17 protein-coding genes are annotated in these 15,515 nt (G+C 62.5%); 9 read left to right on the top strand and 8 right to left on the bottom strand.

The genetic code is table 11. The annotated features are described in order from the left end of the window. Positions 1-28: 28 nt before the first annotated feature. The 4 genes from rplS to rpsP are packed head-to-tail and all read right to left on the bottom strand — an operon-like array spanning position 29 to position 1,932. A complete protein-coding gene (gene rplS, locus VJR90_03645; protein ID HKV96570.1) occupies positions 29-370 on the bottom strand; it encodes a 50S ribosomal protein L19 in 342 nt (113 codons plus the stop codon). A 13-nt stretch (positions 371-383) separates the two neighbouring features. Continuing rightward, positions 384-1,142, bottom strand: coding sequence for a tRNA (guanosine(37)-N1)-methyltransferase TrmD (gene trmD / locus VJR90_03640; GenBank protein HKV96569.1), 759 nt, complete (start codon positions 1,140-1,142; stop codon positions 384-386). Positions 1,143-1,152: 10 nt separating this feature from the next. Beyond that, positions 1,153-1,665, bottom strand: coding sequence for a ribosome maturation factor RimM (rimM, locus tag VJR90_03635; protein HKV96568.1), 513 nt, complete (start codon positions 1,663-1,665; stop codon positions 1,153-1,155). Between the two features lie 18 nt (positions 1,666-1,683). Then, positions 1,684-1,932, bottom strand: coding sequence for a 30S ribosomal protein S16 (gene rpsP, locus VJR90_03630; protein HKV96567.1), 249 nt, complete (start codon positions 1,930-1,932; stop codon positions 1,684-1,686). 194 nt (positions 1,933-2,126) lie between these two features. Here rpsP and VJR90_03625 point away from each other — a divergent pair, with 194 nt between their 5' ends. Then, on the top strand, positions 2,127-2,363 hold the full coding sequence (locus tag VJR90_03625; GenBank protein ID HKV96566.1) for a ribbon-helix-helix protein, CopG family: 237 nt from the start codon (positions 2,127-2,129) through the stop codon (positions 2,361-2,363). Continuing rightward, on the top strand, positions 2,356-2,706 hold the full coding sequence (locus VJR90_03620) for a type II toxin-antitoxin system PemK/MazF family toxin (protein HKV96565.1): 351 nt from the start codon (positions 2,356-2,358) through the stop codon (positions 2,704-2,706). Before VJR90_03625 ends, VJR90_03620 begins: the two co-directional genes overlap by 8 nt. Before the next feature lie 5 nt (positions 2,707-2,711). On the opposite strand, the gene VJR90_03615 is transcribed toward VJR90_03620, so the two are convergent. Together VJR90_03615 and ffh are read right to left on the bottom strand one after the other, a co-directional pair. Next, positions 2,712-3,506 (bottom strand): undecaprenyl-diphosphate phosphatase, encoded by a 795-nt coding sequence (locus VJR90_03615; protein HKV96564.1) that lies wholly within the window; start codon positions 3,504-3,506, stop codon positions 2,712-2,714. A 40-nt stretch (positions 3,507-3,546) separates the two neighbouring features. After that, entirely contained in the window at positions 3,547-4,893 is a 1,347-nt protein-coding gene (ffh, locus tag VJR90_03610) for a signal recognition particle protein (GenBank protein HKV96563.1), read from the bottom strand. A 260-nt stretch (positions 4,894-5,153) separates the two neighbouring features. Between ffh and ccsA the strand changes: the two genes are divergently transcribed. Beyond that, a complete protein-coding gene (gene ccsA, locus VJR90_03605; protein HKV96562.1) occupies positions 5,154-5,984 on the top strand; it encodes a cytochrome c biogenesis protein CcsA in 831 nt (276 codons plus the stop codon). Positions 5,985-5,997: 13 nt separating this feature from the next. After that, positions 5,998-7,281, top strand: coding sequence for an HlyC/CorC family transporter (locus VJR90_03600; GenBank protein HKV96561.1), 1,284 nt, complete (start codon positions 5,998-6,000; stop codon positions 7,279-7,281). A 97-nt stretch (positions 7,282-7,378) separates the two neighbouring features. Here VJR90_03600 and VJR90_03595 read toward each other — a convergent pair whose 3' ends face one another. Beyond that, a complete protein-coding gene (locus tag VJR90_03595) occupies positions 7,379-9,478 on the bottom strand; it encodes a tetratricopeptide repeat protein (GenBank protein HKV96560.1) in 2,100 nt (699 codons plus the stop codon). 338 nt (positions 9,479-9,816) lie between these two features. Between VJR90_03595 and rpsF the strand changes: the two genes are divergently transcribed. The 5 genes from rpsF to alr all read left to right on the top strand — a co-directional run bounded on the left by rpsF (position 9,817) and on the right by alr (position 13,632). After that, positions 9,817-10,251 (top strand): 30S ribosomal protein S6, encoded by a 435-nt coding sequence (gene rpsF / locus VJR90_03590; protein ID HKV96559.1) that lies wholly within the window; start codon positions 9,817-9,819, stop codon positions 10,249-10,251. 27 nt (positions 10,252-10,278) lie between these two features. Beyond that, entirely contained in the window at positions 10,279-10,503 is a 225-nt protein-coding gene (gene rpsR, locus VJR90_03585) for a 30S ribosomal protein S18 (protein ID HKV96558.1), read from the top strand. Positions 10,504-10,513: 10 nt separating this feature from the next. Further along, the gene (rplI, locus tag VJR90_03580) at positions 10,514-10,963 is read left to right on the top strand and encodes a 50S ribosomal protein L9 (protein HKV96557.1); all 450 of its coding nucleotides are present in this window, start codon (positions 10,514-10,516) and stop codon (positions 10,961-10,963) included. Between the two features lie 147 nt (positions 10,964-11,110). Further along, positions 11,111-12,514 carry a replicative DNA helicase gene (dnaB, locus tag VJR90_03575; protein ID HKV96556.1) on the top strand — a complete coding sequence of 468 codons (1,404 nt, stop codon included), beginning with the start codon at positions 11,111-11,113 and terminating at the stop codon, positions 12,512-12,514. Next, positions 12,511-13,632, top strand: a complete 1,122-nt coding sequence (alr, locus tag VJR90_03570; protein HKV96555.1) for an alanine racemase — start codon at positions 12,511-12,513, stop codon at positions 13,630-13,632. The genes dnaB and alr overlap by 4 nt, the downstream gene beginning before the upstream one ends. Before the next feature lie 116 nt (positions 13,633-13,748). On the opposite strand, the gene VJR90_03565 is transcribed toward alr, so the two are convergent. Continuing rightward, positions 13,749-15,503, bottom strand: a complete 1,755-nt coding sequence (locus VJR90_03565) for a hypothetical protein (GenBank protein HKV96554.1) — start codon at positions 15,501-15,503, stop codon at positions 13,749-13,751. Positions 15,504-15,515: the final 12 nt, after the last annotated feature.

Genomic DNA, 15,515 nt, shown 5'->3' with positions numbered 1-15,515 from the left:
GCGCGCACGCGGTCGTCCGGACCGGTGCTTACACCTTCTCGCGAATGCGCGCGGCTTTGCCGGACAGATCGCGCAGGTGATACAGCTTGGCTTTGCGCACTTCGCCCTTGCGCTTGACTTCGATGCCGCCGATCGTGGGGCTGTGGGTCTGAAAGGTGCGCTCCACGCCTTCGCCGTGGGAAATCTTGCGCACCGTGAACGAGGAATTCAGGCCACGGTTGCGCTTGGCAATCACCATGCCCTCGAAGGCCTGCAGGCGCTCGCGCTCGCCGTCCTTCACCTTGACCTGCACCACCAAGGTGTCGCCGGGCGCGAACTCCGGGATTTTCTGCATCTGGGATTTTTCAATTTGCTCGATGATCTTGTTCATAACCGTGTACCTTTCAGACCTTGGCATCGTGTTGCGCGCCGCGTGCGCGGATGAATTCGTCCAACAATGTGCGCTGCTCTTTGCTCAGTTCCAGTTTCTCCAGCAGCTCCGGGCGCCGCAACCAAGTGCGGCCCAGCGCCTGCTGCATGCGCCAGCGCCGGATCGCGGCATGGTCGCCGCTCAGCAGCACCGCCGGCACCCGCAGTCCGTCCACAGTCTCCGGCCGTGTGTAGTGCGGGTAGTCCAGCAATCCCTGCATGAACGAATCCTGCAGGGCCGAATCCTCGTCACCCAGCGCTCCCGGCAGCAGGCGCGCGAGCGCATCTATCACGACCAGCGCCGGCAGCTCGCCGCCCGAGAGCACGTAATCGCCGATGGACAGCTCCGCATCCACCTCGCTCTCGATGAGGCGCTCGTCCACGCCTTCATAACGCCCCGCGACCAGCACCAGCGCCGGCCGCGCTGCCAAGCGCTGCGCTTCCTGCGCGTCGAAGCGCCGGCCCTGCGGGCTCAGAAAAATCACCGGCGCATCGTGCCCGGCGGTTTGGCGCGCGGCCCGGATCGCCGCGCGCAACGGCTCGACCTGCATCACCATGCCCGGCCCGCCGCCGAACGGCCGGTCGTCCACCGTGCCGCGCGCATCCGTGGCGTAGTCGCGTGGATTCCACGCGCCCACCCGCAACACGCCGCGCTCCGCCGCCCGCCCGGTAACGCCGAAGCCAAGCAGCGCGTGCACCATCTCCGGAAAGAGCGTCACCACTTCGATGCGCACACGCTCTTCCTCAAAAATCCGGATCCCAGTCCACGCGGATCAACCGCGCATCGAAATCCACTTGTTTCACCACCTGGCCGCGGAGAAACGGAATCAGCCGTTCACGTTCGCCGCGCACCACCAGCACATCGTTCGCGCCCGTGGCCATCATGGCGGTCACGTGGCCGAGGCTGCGGCCATCTTCCAGCCTCACTTCCAGCCCGATCAAATCGGCCCAGTAGTACTGCCCGGGCTCCAATGCCGGCAGTTGTTCGCGGTACACCGCGATATTCGTGCCGGCCAGGGTCGCAGCCTGGTCGCGATCGGTCACACCCTCGAGCCGTATGACCACGCCGTTGCCATGCGCACGGCCCTCCACGACCTGCGCTTCGCGCCACGCGCCGCCGCGTTCCAGCAGCCAGGGACGGTACGCAATTATCTTTTCAGGCGGATCGGTCCAGGACTGGAGTTTCACCCAGCCCTTGACTCCGAACGCTGCGGCAATCCTGCCGAGAACGACGCGCTGCGATTCCTGCCCGGCCATGGCGCGGGGGCGCCGGACTCAGACGGCGACCTTGTGCTCCTTGAGAAGAAATTGGACGCGCTCCGAGGGCTGCGCGCCCTTGGAAAGCCAATGCTTGACGCGCTCGGCGTTCACGCGCAGCACTTCCTCATGGCTCGCGGCGAGCGGATTGTAGAAACCCAGGCGCTCCAGATAGCGCCCGTCGCGGGGCGAGCGGCTGTCGGTCGCCACCAGATGATAAAAGGGGCGCTTCTTGGCGCCGCCGCGCGTCAATCGGATAGTCATCATGGAATCGATACCCTGTGAAAGTGCATCCGGGCAGGCCGGGCTGTCGGCCGCCGTGAAGGAGGCGCATTTTACGGGATTTCCGGCAAAAGTGAAGTGCGGATAAGGACTTGCGTACGCAATCGGGTGCACCCGCCGTGTTGCCCTCACTCTAACCCACGGCGTAGACTGGATGTATCTCATTTTGGAATACAGAAATGACTACAGTTTCCATCCGCCTGCCGGAGGATGTGCTGAAAGAGACCGAGAAACGTGCCCGGGAACTGCGCATTCCTCGTGCCGAGTACATCCGCCGCGCCATTGAGATCCAGAATGCTGATGCCGTTGCTCGCCACCGCCGTCAGCGCCTGATGGAGGTGTCCAAACGCGTGCGCAAAGAAAGCCTGCGCGTCAACGCCGAATTCGAGGCTATCGAAGACGCTCCCGATGCCTAAACGCGGCAGCGTGTGGCTGGCGAACCTCAATCCCGGCCACGGCACCGAGCCCGGCAAAATCCGCCCAGTGCTGATCGTGCAAAGCCAGGCGCTGCTGGATGCGGAGCATCCCTCGACCCTGGTCGTGCCACTCACCACCCGCCTGACCAACGACGCTGAACCGCTGCGTCTCCGCCTGCCCGCACGCGAGGGACTCGACCAGGACTCTGATCTATTGCTGGATCAACTGCGCGCCATAGACAACAAGCGTTTAGTGCAAGGCCCCTTGCTGCAATGTCCGTCAAAATTTATGGCTCAGGTGGACAAAGCTTTGCTGGACGTCTTGGACATCGGACGGGATTGAGTCGGTCAGGCCCCCGCCGGGAGCAGCAGCAGCAACGCGATCCCGAGCAGGATGCGGTACACCGCGAACGGCGTGAACCGGTGGCCGCGGATGTAACCCAGCAGCCATTTGACGGCGAGAAAGGCGGTCACCAGCGACACGCCGAAGCCCACCGCGAGGGCCAGCCAGTCCTCGTGACCTCCGGCGCCGCCTTTGAGTACCTTCCACAGCTCGTAGCCGGTGGCCGCATACATGGTCGGGATGCCGACCAGAAACGCAAATTCGGTCGCCGCTGCGCGGTTGCTGGTGCCGAACAGCATGGCGGCGAAAATCGTGGCCGCCGAGCGCGAGGTCCCGGGAAAAATGCCGGCCACCATCTGCGCGATGCCGACCAGCACCGCCACCCGCCAGCTTACCTCGCTGCGCTCCGGCTGACGCGCCGCATACTGCTCCGCAGCAAGCATCCAGATGCCGCCGATAATCAGCGCCCAGGCGATCGGCGTCACCTTCTCCGGCAGCTTGAAGCCGAGCCTCACCGCCACGAAGCCGATCACCGCGGTAATCAGGAATGCCACGATCAACTTCAACAAATAATCGCGGTTGGCGGGGTCGCGCCAGCGCGTGAGCAGCGCCCAGATGCGCCGCCAGTACACCAGCGTGATGGCCAGTATCGCGCCCGCCTGAATACCGACATTGAACAAATCCGAGCGTGCCCCCAGCCAGTGTTCGGCGATCAGCAAATGTCCGGTGCTGGACACCGGCAGGAATTCGGTTACGCCCTCGATGATGCCGAGAAGAATGACGCGAATCAGGTCGTGCATGATTACCGGCTCCAGGCCGAAACGTTGTCGGTGAAGGGAATCAGAATCGCGGCGGCAACTGACCCTTGAATCCGCGCAGCAGCTTCGCCATCCCACCACCCGCCATCTGCTTCATCACCCGGCCCAGCTGCTCGTGCTGTTTCAGCAGGCGGTTGACCTCCTGCACCTGGGTGCCGGAGCCGGCGGCAATGCGCCGGCGGCGCGAGCCATTGATGATCTCCGGGCGGCGACGCTCGCGCTTGGTCATGGAGTTGATGATGGCAATCTGGTGACGCAGCTCGCGTTCACCAAATTGCGACTTGGCCTGGTCGGGAATTCGCCCGCCTCCAGGCAGTTTGTCGAGCAGCGCACCGAGCCCGCCGAGATTCTGCACCTGCTGCAGCTGATCGCGGAAATCCTCAAGGTCAAACCCCTTGCCCTTTTTGAGCTTGTCGGCAAGCTGCGCGGCCTTGTCCTGGTCCACGCCGCGCTGGGCTTCCTCGACCAGCGACACCACATCGCCCATGCCGAGAATGCGCGCGACCAGGCGTTGCGCGTGAAAGGCCTCGAGCGCGTCGGTTTTCTCGCCCACACCCAGGAACTTGATGGGCGCGCCGGTGATGTGGCGCACCGAGAGCGCTGCGCCGCCGCGCGCATCGCCATCCGCCTTGGTGAGCACGATGCCGGTCAAGGGCAAGGCTTTGCCGAACGCGGCGGCCGCGTTCGCGGCATCCTGTCCGGCCATGGCATCCACCACGAACAGCGTTTCCACCGGCGCGAGCGCCGCATGGATGCGTTGCGCCTCTGCCATCATCTCTGTGTCCACATGCAGCCGGCCGGCCGTGTCCACGATCAATACGTCGCATAACTGCTTGCGCGCTTCCTCAACGGCGGTTTTTGCGATGCCGACCGGATCTTCGGCAGATGGTATTAAATAAGTTGCGCCCACTTCCGCCGCAAGCTTGTGCAATTGCTCGCGTGCCGCCGGGCGATACACATCGGCGCTCACCAGCGCGGTCTTCTTGTGCAGGCGCTCCTGCAGATGGCGCGCCAGTTTCGCGGCACTCGTGGTTTTGCCCGCGCCCTGCAGGCCGGCGAGCAAAATCACGGCGGGCGGCTGGGCCTTGAGGTCGAGCCCGGCATCGCTGCCCATGACTGCGACCAGCTCGTCGTGCACGATCTTGATGAACGCCTGGCCGGGCGTGAGGCTGTTCAGGACCTCGGCGCCGAGTGCGCGTGCGCGCACCTGCTCGGTGAAAACCTTGACTACCGGCAGCGCCACGTCCGCTTCGAGCAGCGCCATGCGCACTGCGCGCAACGCCTCGCGGGTGTTGTCTTCGGTGAGCCGGCCGCTGCCGCGCAGCCGCTCGAGGGTGCGCGTGAGTCGCGCGCTGAGAGTTTCAAACATGGCAAAGCCGCATGAAAACTCACGGCATTATAGCCGCGAGCGGCACGCCTTCACGCCGGCCACCGGGCTATGCGATGATGAATAAAATACCCCGCGGTGTATTGGCGGGGTATTTCCCTGATTGGTTTCGCGGCGCGCGAAGTGAATTCGCGCTGGCTACCAAAGGGGAGCGTTCCACAGCTCCCCTTTGGAAACCCCATCGGGCTGGGCCTGCGCAGGTCGCAGGCAGTGGTAAGAGTTATTTAATTGCGGTGGGGTGTATGCTTTTTACCGGCGCGGCCGTCCTGGATCTCGTGCTGTACTGCCTCGCGGCGCTCGCGCTGCTGGCCGGGTTTTTCGGCCGCGGGCCCATGTTCGTGCGCGAGCGCAAGGGATTCGTGGTCAGCGCCATCGCGGCCGCGGTGCTGTTGCACGCCATCCTGGTTTACGCCGCGATCTTCCTGCCGCACGGCATGGACCTCGGGTTCTTCAACGCCGCCGCCTTGGTCGGCTGGCTGGTGGCACTGATTGGATTCGCCACGCTCTTCAAACCGCATTTCGACAAGCTGGGCATCGTGCTGTTTCCGCTGGCCGGCGTGAGTGTGCTGCTGGCCGAACTGTTCCCCAGCGACCGGCTCATGGTGATCACCGGCGATTGGCCGCTGGACGCGCACATCGTGCTGTCGCTGATCGCCTACAGCCTGCTGGCGGTAGCCGCCGTGCAGGCGCTGGTGCTCGCCGTGCAGGAACACCGTCTGCGGCAGCGTGCCACGGATGGAGCGTGGAGCACACTGCCCTCGCTGCAGCTCATGGAACGCTTTCTGTTCCAGTTGATCGCCGCGGGCTTCGTGCTGCTGACGGTAGCGCTGATTTTCGGCCTTTTGTTCGTGCACAATCTGCTGGCACAACACCTCACGCACAAGACCGTGCTGTCCGGCATCGCCTGGGTGGTGTTCGCGGTGTTGCTGTGGGGCCGCTGGCAGTTCGGCTGGCGCGGACGCACTGCGATCCGCTGGACGCTCGGCGGTTTCGTGGTGCTGGCGCTGGCCTACTTTGGCGACAAACTCATATTGGAACTGATTCTCGGCCGGCACTGGAACCTGAACGCATGAGGCCCGCGGCCCGTTGAACAACATCCCACTGTGGGCGCTCATCGTCGCGCTCGTTGTCCTCATCATCCTATCGTCGTTTTTCTCCGGCTCCGAGACCGGCCTGTACTCGCTCAACCATTATCGCCTGCGGCACCTGGCGCGCGCCGGCCATCGCGGTGCAGTACTTGCCGACCGCTTGATGCAACGCCCCGAACGCGTCATCGGCATCGTGCTGCTCGGCAACACGCTCATCAACGCCTTCGCCACGGCCGTGGCCACGCTCATCGCCCTGCGCATCGGCGGCGACAGCGCGGTGCTGGTGGCGACCATCCTGATCGCGCTGTTGCTGCTGATCTTCGGCGAAGTGGCACCCAAGACGCTGGCGGCACTGAATCCAGAGCGCACGGCGTTTCCCGCGGCCTTCGTATTCACACCGCTGCTGAAGATTTTTTATTATCCGGTAGTCTGGCCGGTGAACCTGCTGGCGAATTCCATCCTGTGGCTGTTCGGCGTGCGCAGCAACACGGCTACCACACCCGCGATCAGCCGCGAGGAATTGCGCTCAGTGGTCATGGAAGCTGGCGGCCTGATCCCCAAGCGCCACCAGAAAATGCTGCTCGGCATCCTGGATCTGGAAAAAATCACGGTTGAGGACATCATGGTGCCGCGCGGCGAAATCGACGGCATTGACATCAAGGCCAACTGGAATCAAATCATGGACCAGCTGCGCACCAGCCAGCACACCCGCCTGCCGGTGTACGAAGGCAGCATTGACGATATCCTCGGATTCGCACACGCGCGCGAGTTTCTGCACCTCGTGGCGCGCGGCAAGCCCACGCGCAATATGCTGCGCGCTATCGTGCGCGAGCCTTATTTCATCCCCGAAGGTACCTCACTGCAGCGGCAACTGATGAATTTCCAGGCCGCCAAGCGCCGTATCGGCCTGGTGGTGGACGAATACGGCGACATCCAGGGGCTGGTGACGCTCGAGGACATCCTCGAGGAAGTCGTGGGCGAGTTCACTTCCGACCCTGCCGCCCAGCACAAGGACATATACAAGGAAGCCGACGGCAGCTACCTGGTGGATGCCAGTGTCCACGTACGCGCGCTGAATCGCACCATGAATTGGAAACTGCCCACCAGCGGACCCAAGACCCTGAACGGACTGATCCTGGAATACCTGGAATCCATCCCGCAGCCCGGCACCAGTCTCAAAATCGCCGACTACCCGATGGAAATCGTGCAAACCACCGGTAGCGCGGTAAAAACCGTGCGCATCCAGCCGGCCGCTCCTGTTACCGTGCCCGACAAGAAATAGAATTGTTTGGGCGGCACTCTGCCGCGGTTCAAATGATCGTCCCGTGGTAGGAGCGGCATTTTGCCGCAACTAAAAACATCGCACCTGCAAGGCGCTCCTACAAACCAGAGGCGGCGGGCTCGGCGTCGTAGGCGACCGCGGGTTTATATTTCGCATATTTCGTGAGCAGTGCCTGAAAACCCGGGTCGTGACGGATTGGATCCCAGAGTGGATCAAGCCACAGCATCAGCGGCGAGTAGCCAGAGCCGATACCAGGTATGGTGAGTGCCTTGGCAAGCAATGGCACCGCGAGATCCGGACGGCGCGCCTGGGCATACAGTTGGGCGTCCGACAACATCGTTATCGGCCCGTAAACCTGATCGTGAACGCTGCTGACAACGGACAGCGACTTGGCAATGGAGTCCAGCCCTGCCTCTGCCTGGCCCAGCCCAATCTGGGCGTTGGCAAGTTGCAGCCACACAAATGCCGAATTGATCCCCTGCGCCATTTTCAGCTTTGCGCGCAGCAACGCTAATGCCTTTGCATACAGCGGTCGTGCATGCGCCATGTCCCCCATCAACCAGTACAAGTTGGCTTGTTGCATCGGCTTGAAGCCGCCACTGCCAATCGAAAAATTGTCGGGTGTATCCGGTATGCTGTCGAGCAGCGCCAACGCTTCGCGGTATTTGTGTTGATAAGGCAATAAGCTTACGCGTTGAAGTTGCAACTGCGGAACATCACCTTGCGCCAGGGCCAGCGCACGCGGAACGTCGCCGGTGCTAAGCAGGACAGTCAGGGAATAATTGACCTTGGCATTGAGATTATCAGGATCAAGCGCCAGTGCGCGTTGGAAAGCATTCTCGGCATCCGCAAATCGGCTCACCTCCATGTTGGTCAGGCCCAGTTCGAAGGCCAACGCAGAATTGCGCGGATCGAGCGTCAAAGCTCGCTGGAACAAGGCGATTGCGGCATCGAATTGGCCTTGACGGCGCTGCACAAAGCCCTGCGCGGCCAGGGCATCGGCATCGTTGGGCTTGAGCTTGAGCGCGACCCCGAATGCTTGCAACGCAGCAGCATAATCACCGCGGCCCCAGTATTCGTTGTAACCAATGGCGAGATGCACTGCCGCGAGATCGGGTTGCAATTGCAATGCACGCTCGGCATCGGCGCGCGCTTGCTGGTTGAGTCGTTGCACGTCTTCGCCACCACCACCGAACCAGGCAAGCTCGCTTTCATTGTAGGAAAGCCGCGCCCAGGCAAGTGCGAAGTTGGGATCCTGTTCGACCGCCTGCCGGTAGAGCGGAATTGCAGCCTTCCAGCTGGCCGTATCGTAATTGACAAGGCCCTTGTTGGCCTGATACTCGGCGCGCAGGAACAGGTCGTAGGCCGCACGGTTCTGGGTGGGCACCGCGGCCAGCGCTGCGGATTGTGCGGGCGAAAGTTTGGCCTGCAAAGCCGTGGCGATCTGCTCGGCCACGTCGCCCTCGACGCCGAACACGTTGTCGAGCGTGCGCTGGTAGCTCTGCGCCCAGATGTGGTTGTCGGTCTGCGCGTCAATCAACTGCACGTTGATCAGTACCTGATCCCCAGCTTTTTGTACGCTGCCTTCGAGGATAGTGGCGACGCCCAGTTGCTCACCAATCTGCGTGAGATTTCCAGGATGGCTGCCGTACTGCATCGTCGAGGTGCGCGAAATTACCTTGAGATCGCCGACGTCCGCCAGCTTGGTGAGAATCAGATCCTGCATGCCGGCCACGAAATATTCATTTTCCTTTTCAGCGCTGAGATTTTCGAAGGGCAGGACCGCAATGGATTTTGCCGGCACAGCCGCAAGCGCCTGGGATTGGGATGGCGCGGAGCCCTCAAGCATCGAGGCATGCTGGCGCGAGAATTGCAGGGCGTAAAAACCGGAGATCACCACCAGCACGATCACCACAGCCGTGGTCAGCGCGCTCAGCTTCCAGTGCCGCCGCTGCCAGGTGTCCGGTTTGGCCGCGCCCTTGGGCTCGATCAGCAGCCAGGCCAGAACCACGACCACCGGAAACCCCAGGAGCAGCACGACGATGACCGTTGGCACGGCACCGGTCCAGCCAAAGTATGGAAACGCGCGACTGACCAGTTGAATCAGGAAGCCGACCACCACCGCGTAAGCGACTACCACACCGTACATGTGGTGCTGCTTGAGTCGCGCCAGGAAGTTGGCAGATTCTTCGGCCATGGAACCCCCACCCCGTGATTGGCGCCAGACTATAACGGGCGGCAGCCCGGCGCGAAAGCCCCGCAAATGCGGTATGCGCGGATCACGGCAAGACGAAGCTTGTCGCGGGCGTGGCCCGCTCATACGGAAGGCGCCGTCAACGTAGGAGCAGCCCCCTGCGACTAACCTGGCTTGAGTTTGTCGAAGGGCTCAGGGCCGGCATGACCGCGATTGCCCGCGTAAGCCCCTGAATTGCAAGCCGAAGCGCATTTCTGTATAGTTCGCGGCCTTCCGGTTCGCGCCGGAAGCCCTTGCTCCACCGCATGACGGGGAGCCGGTCAGTCCACAAGGAGCCTTGCTTGAGACACTACGAAGTCGTGTTTCTGGTCCACCCTGACCAGAGTGAACAAGTGCCCGCGATGCTCGAGCGTTACCGCTCGATGATCGAGTCCGCCGGCGGCAAAATGCACCGCCTCGAGGACTGGGGCCGCCGCCAGCTTGCCTACCCCATTGCCAAGGTCCACAAGGCCCATTACGCGCTCATGAACATCGAGTGCGACCAGGCCACGCTCAACGAGCTGGTGGGCATGTTCCGCTTCAACGACGCGGTGCTGCGCCACCTGGTGATGCGGCGCGACAGCGCGGCCACCGAGCCTTCACCGCTCATTAAGCCGAAGGAAGAGAAAGAGGAGCGCGCCGAACGCTTTGACAGCGATGACAGCGAGCGCGAGACCGACGCTGCGGACGATGACGCAGCCGAAAGCGACGAGCCGCCGAGCGCGGCCAGCGCCTGATTATCCCAACCGATTCGAGGACCACCCATGTCACGTTTTTTCCGCAAGCGCAAATACTGCCGCTTCACCGCCGAGGGCATCGAAGAGATTGACTACAAGGATCTCGGCATGCTCAAGGCTTACGTGAGCGAGACCGGCAAGATCGTGCCGAGCCGCATCACCGGCACGAGTGCCTTCTATCAGCGTCAGCTGGCGCTCGCCGTGAAGCGCGCGCGTTTCCTGGCGCTCCTGCCCTACACCGACCAGCACTGAGCGCGCCACCATGGAAGTCATCCTGCTACAGAAAGTCGAGAACCTCGGCAACCTGGGCGACAAGGTCAAGGTGCGTGCCGGCTACGGGCGCAACTTCCTGATTCCGCACGGCAAGGCCAAGCCCGCGACCGCGGCCAACATCGCCGCATTCGAGAAACAGCGCGCGGACCTGGAAAAGTACGCCGCGGATGCTTTGACCTCGGCGCAGGCGCGGCAACGCGAACTCGCGGGCAAGGCCATCACCATCACCGCCAAGGTGGGCAGCGAAGGCAAGCTGTTCGGCTCGGTGGGCACGGTGGACATCGCCGAGGCGCTGACCGCGGCTGGTACCCGCGTGGAACGCAAGGAAGTGCGCATGCCGCAGGGCCCGATCCACGTCACCGGCGAGCACAAGGTGGAGCTGCACCTGCATACCGACGTGAACGTGCAAATCACGGTCACGATAGTCGCCGAAGAATAACTGCCGAAATAATCGTCAGCCTGCGCGCGTCGCCTGTGGCCGCCGCACGCTTTTCAGGAATGGCGCGGCGCGCACCACAAAGGCTTGCAAGTCACCGGGGCTGCGCCTAGAGTCTCATCGCACACTCGCCAAACCGATTCAACCAGCATGCCGGGAGCCGTCAAGACCCTCGAAACCCACGCCAACGCGGTGCTGGAAAGCATCCGCGTGCCGCCACATTCGGTGGAAGCCGAGCAGGCGGTGCTCGGCGGGCTGATGCTGGACAATGCGACCTGGGAGCGCATCGCCGACCGGCTGCGGGAAGAGGACTTCTACCGCCACGATCACCGCCTGATATTCCGCGCCATCTGCGAACTGGGCAACAGCGACCAGCCGTTCGACGCCGTGACGCTGTCCGAATGGCTGCAGAGCCGCGAGCAACTGGACGCGGCCGGCGGCCTCGCCTATCTCGCGACGCTGGCGCGCGACACGCCGACCGCGGCCAACGTGCGCGCCTACGCCGACATCGTGCACGAGCGCGCGGTGCTCCGGCAGTTGATCCGCGTCGGCGGCGAACTCGCGGAGGCCGCCTACCGCCCCGAGGGCCGCAGCACCGAGGAGTTGGTGGAATTCGCCGAGCGCCAGGTGTTCGAGATCGCGGAAAGCCGCGGGCGCCTCAAGCAGAGTTTCGTGCAGATCAACGATCTGCTGTCCCGGGCCGTGGACCGGCTCGACACCCTGATGCACGCCAACAATCCGGTGACCGGCCTGGCCACCGGCCTGGACAAGTTTGACAACATGACCGCGGGCCTGCAGCCCGGCGACCTGGTGATCATCGCGGGCCGGCCCTCGATGGGGAAAAGCGCGTTTGCCATCAATATTGCCGAGTATTGCTCGTGCCGTCCGGAGAAACCCATCCCCACGGCGGTGTTCAGCATGGAAATGTCCGGCGAGCAACTGGCCATGCGCCTGATTTCCTCGCTTGGGCGCATTGACCAGCAGAAGGTGCGCACCGGACAGCTCGACCCGAACGACTGGCAGCGCGTGACCTCGGCAATCGCCCTCATGTCCAAGGCGCCCATGTTCATTGACGACAGCGGCGCGCTCACACCCACGGAATTGCGCGCACGCGCACGCCGCCTCAAGCGCGAGCACGACATCCAAATGATGGTGGTGGATTACCTGCAGCTCATGCATGTGCCCGGCACCAGCGAGAACCGCGCCACGGAAATCTCGGAAATCTGCCGCAGCCTCAAGTCGCTGGCGCGCGAGCTCAGTATCCCGGTGGTGGCCCTGTCGCAGCTCAACCGCAGCGTGGACCAGCGCCCGGACAAGCGCCCCATCATGTCGGACCTGCGGGAATCGGGCTCCATCGAACAGGATGCCGACCTGATCGCCTTCATCTACCGCGACGAGGTGTACACCAAGGAAGAAAGCGCCGCCAAGGGCATTGCCGAAATCATCATCGGCAAGCAGCGCAATGGCCCCATCGGCACGGTCAAGGCCACCTTTCTGGGTGCCTACACGCGCTTCGAGAACTACATTCCTGAGGACGCTGGAGCCTATTCGTGAGCCGCGCGACCGGCGCGCTCATCAGCCTGGCCGCACTGCGTCACAATCTGCGGCGGGTGCGTGCGCTCTCGCCGCGTGCGCGCATCATGGCCATGGTCAAGGCTAACGCCTACGGTCACGGCCTGGCGGTGGTGGCACGCGCGCTCTCGGAAGCCGATGCCTTCGGCGTGGCCTCGCTTGAGGAAGCCTTGGTCATCCGTCATGCGGGCCTGGCGCACCCCATCGTGTTGCTTGAAGGGGTGTTTTCCGCGGCGGAACTGGAAGAAGTGGCGCGCCACGGCTGCGAGCTGGTGGTGCACGACGCCGGTCAGCTCGCGTTGCTTGAAGCCTCGCGTCTCGACAAGGCCGTGAGCGTGTGGCTCAAGCTCGATACCGGCATGCACCGGCTCGGCTTTGCACCGGGCGCGACGCGTGCCGCCTGGGAAAGGTTGCACGCGGCCGCCGCGGTCCGTGGGCCGGTGCGTTTGATGACGCATCTCGCGCGCGCCGACGAGCCCGGCAATGCGCACACGCGCGCGCAACTGGAGACTTTCGCATCCAGCACCGCGGGTTTGCGTGCCGAGCGCAGCATCGCCAATTCCGCCGCACTGCTCGCCTGGCCCGAGAGCCACGCCGACTGGGTGCGGCCGGGGATCCTCTTGTACGGCGTGGCGCCGTTCGCCGGTCACTGCGGTCGCGACCACGACCTCAGGCCGGTGATGACCCTGCGCACTGAATTGATCGCGGTCAAAGCCGTGGCACGCGGTGACACCGTGGGCTACGGCGGCAACTGGCGCGCCGAACAGGACACGCGCATCGGCATCGCCGCCATCGGTTACGGCGACGGTTATCCACGCCACGCACCCGACGGCACTCCGGTGCTGGTGAACGGCGTGCGCGTGCCGCTGATCGGGCGGGTGTCCATGGACATGATTGCGGTGGATTTGCAAACCCAGCCACAGGCGCGTGTGGGTGACAGCGTGGTGTTATGGGGAGCGGAATTGCCGGTCGAGGAAATCGCGCGCGCCGCCGGCACCATCCCTTATGAGTTGTTGTGCGGCATCACCCAGCGGGTGAAGTTCGGCGTGGTGGAAGAACACGCCGTGGACACGGCGGCTCCTGCCATTGTGAGCAAATAAGCGCGCGCACAAAGGTGACGCGCGGTTCCGGTACGCCCATTGGACCGTCACGGGCTCAAGCATCTTGTGGATGACGGCCCGGAATAAATCCGGTCACGGCTCCGTCAGCGCCACGTTCATCCCAGCGGAATAGCGGGCGGTTTCACGCGGTGCAATACCGCCCATTCGGCATTTTCGCAAATTGCTTCCTTCCCAAGTTCCAGCAGTACCTTTTGTATATGCGGGAAGCTCGCCGATGATTTGGATTTTCCGAAATTGACAATCAGCTCATGTGCACGTGCAAACAGTACCGCGTTGCGCGTATATTCCTTGATGTGCCTCTCCCAGCCCTGTTTCTCGGCATAAGCGATCCATAGCACCGCAATCGCAGGGCCGGAGGCCATGAGCAAAATCAGTATGTCACGCAGCGGCGAGGGCTTCGTCACGATGACCCCGTATATCGCCACGCACACCGAAAACACCACGGTCAGTGCGTACAGCGATCCGGCAAACCGGCGGTATAGATTTACACGCCTGCCCTGACGGACAGACTGACGTTCATAGTATTTAAGCTGGCGATCAACCCAGAATTGATCGGTAACGCGTAGCCCGTGTTGCTGGGCAAATTCGGCGTCGGGCATTGGCAAGGCAAGCAGACCCGATATTGCACTCGGTATCCAACCTATGGCCGCGATATGCCGCCCCAGATATTGATCAGTGATACTCTCCCGGATCCCAGCCAGGCGCCAGTAAATCACCACCCGCAGCGCCTCGGCGAGGATGCGTGCGTCAATAAAGCGGTCATTCAACCGGCGTCTGTTCAAGATCGCATAAGCAATGGTCATGGCGATGAATGCCGCCGGATAGAGCAACAACAACAGGCCATGAGGCCAAAGGTGCGCGTAACTTTCAAACGCCAGGATCATCACTCCAGCCAGCATGAAAATCCACTTCCATAACTTGTAGGTTGTATTTTGATGTTTCCCCGAGATCAGGTCGGCCGCAACAAATGAACGGACAATACGTTCTGACGGGTCAATGGTTTTGCCGTCCACATTTGGTGGCAGCAGCACATCCAGACTTGCGTGAATACGCTCGGGTGAGAGGGATAATGCTTCCACATTGAATACTTCCACCGACCGTAAATGGGCGAAGTGCGATTTCGGCCAGCCGTCGCCGGCTACAGTAAATGGCAGCTCTCGATCGTGTTTAGCATTGAAACGCCAGACGGCCGAGTAGTATTGCGGGAACGTTGCAGCGTCTTTTTTCAAGTGGCTGTTCAATCGTGGTACCCGGAGATGCCACACCGCCTTTCCGGAGCTGACATCAGTCAAAAATTGCAGTGCCGATGACGTGTCCGCTGCTTCCGACAATGCATATTCCACAATTTGAGCGGTACCGCCTCTATCCTTGGTCGCAACGCCATCCCAAAGAGCCACAATCAGCTGTGAGTGCCGGACGATGTAGAAGCCGACATTCTCGTAACACACATCGCGGTGCGCACCATGGATCTCCGCAGCTTCGTTTGCTGCGTCGACAGGCGGTGGCAGCGTGTATACGATTGACGCCCGAGCTTTCAAAGCATCGAATTCGGAAACTGTCTGGGAGAAATCCTTGCGATACTCCACCTCGGGCATGGGCAAGGGAACGACGAGTTCGGCGCCATGTTCCAGTGCTACTTTGGCCACCAGACGATCCGCGCCCTCTGCCAATGGTGAAAGCAGTCGCAGGGGTGTATGCGGGTACTGTCTGCGCAGGCAGGCAAAAAAAGCCGCTACTGATTCCCGGATCCGCGGGATGTCTTGCGGCGGGAGATCCCGGTGCCCGGTCACCCCGATGACGAGCGGCAGAGGACCCGAGTCGTTACCTTTAAGCCCCGATGTTTCAACCACGCCTATCTCCGG

Source organism: Gammaproteobacteria bacterium, from assembly GCA_035279405.1.
In the GTDB taxonomy this organism is placed as follows: Bacteria; Pseudomonadota; Gammaproteobacteria; order Natronospirales; family REEB76; genus REEB76.
Note: the sequence above shows the minus strand (reverse complement) of the source record. Positions and strands in the feature narration are given on the sequence as shown.

What these genes read in the sequence shown, in the direction of transcription:
- rplS (HKV96570.1), bottom strand. Translation starts at nt 370, where the DNA reads ATGAACAAGATCATCGAGCAAATTGAAAAATCCCAGATGCAGAAAATC.
- rimM (HKV96568.1), bottom strand. Translation starts at nt 1,665, where the DNA reads ATGGCCGGGCAGGAATCGCAGCGCGTCGTTCTCGGCAGGATTGCCGCA.
- rpsP (HKV96567.1), bottom strand. Translation starts at nt 1,932, where the DNA reads ATGATGACTATCCGATTGACGCGCGGCGGCGCCAAGAAGCGCCCCTTT.
- VJR90_03625 (HKV96566.1), top strand. Translation starts at nt 2,127, where the DNA reads ATGACTACAGTTTCCATCCGCCTGCCGGAGGATGTGCTGAAAGAGACC.
- VJR90_03620 (HKV96565.1), top strand. Translation starts at nt 2,356, where the DNA reads ATGCCTAAACGCGGCAGCGTGTGGCTGGCGAACCTCAATCCCGGCCAC.
- VJR90_03615 (HKV96564.1), bottom strand. Translation starts at nt 3,506, where the DNA reads ATGCACGACCTGATTCGCGTCATTCTTCTCGGCATCATCGAGGGCGTA.
- ffh (HKV96563.1), bottom strand. Translation starts at nt 4,893, where the DNA reads ATGTTTGAAACTCTCAGCGCGCGACTCACGCGCACCCTCGAGCGGCTG.
- ccsA (HKV96562.1), top strand. Translation starts at nt 5,154, where the DNA reads ATGCTTTTTACCGGCGCGGCCGTCCTGGATCTCGTGCTGTACTGCCTC.
- VJR90_03595 (HKV96560.1), bottom strand. Translation starts at nt 9,478, where the DNA reads ATGGCCGAAGAATCTGCCAACTTCCTGGCGCGACTCAAGCAGCACCAC.
- rpsR (HKV96558.1), top strand. Translation starts at nt 10,279, where the DNA reads ATGTCACGTTTTTTCCGCAAGCGCAAATACTGCCGCTTCACCGCCGAG.
- rplI (HKV96557.1), top strand. Translation starts at nt 10,514, where the DNA reads ATGGAAGTCATCCTGCTACAGAAAGTCGAGAACCTCGGCAACCTGGGC.
- dnaB (HKV96556.1), top strand. Translation starts at nt 11,111, where the DNA reads ATGCCGGGAGCCGTCAAGACCCTCGAAACCCACGCCAACGCGGTGCTG.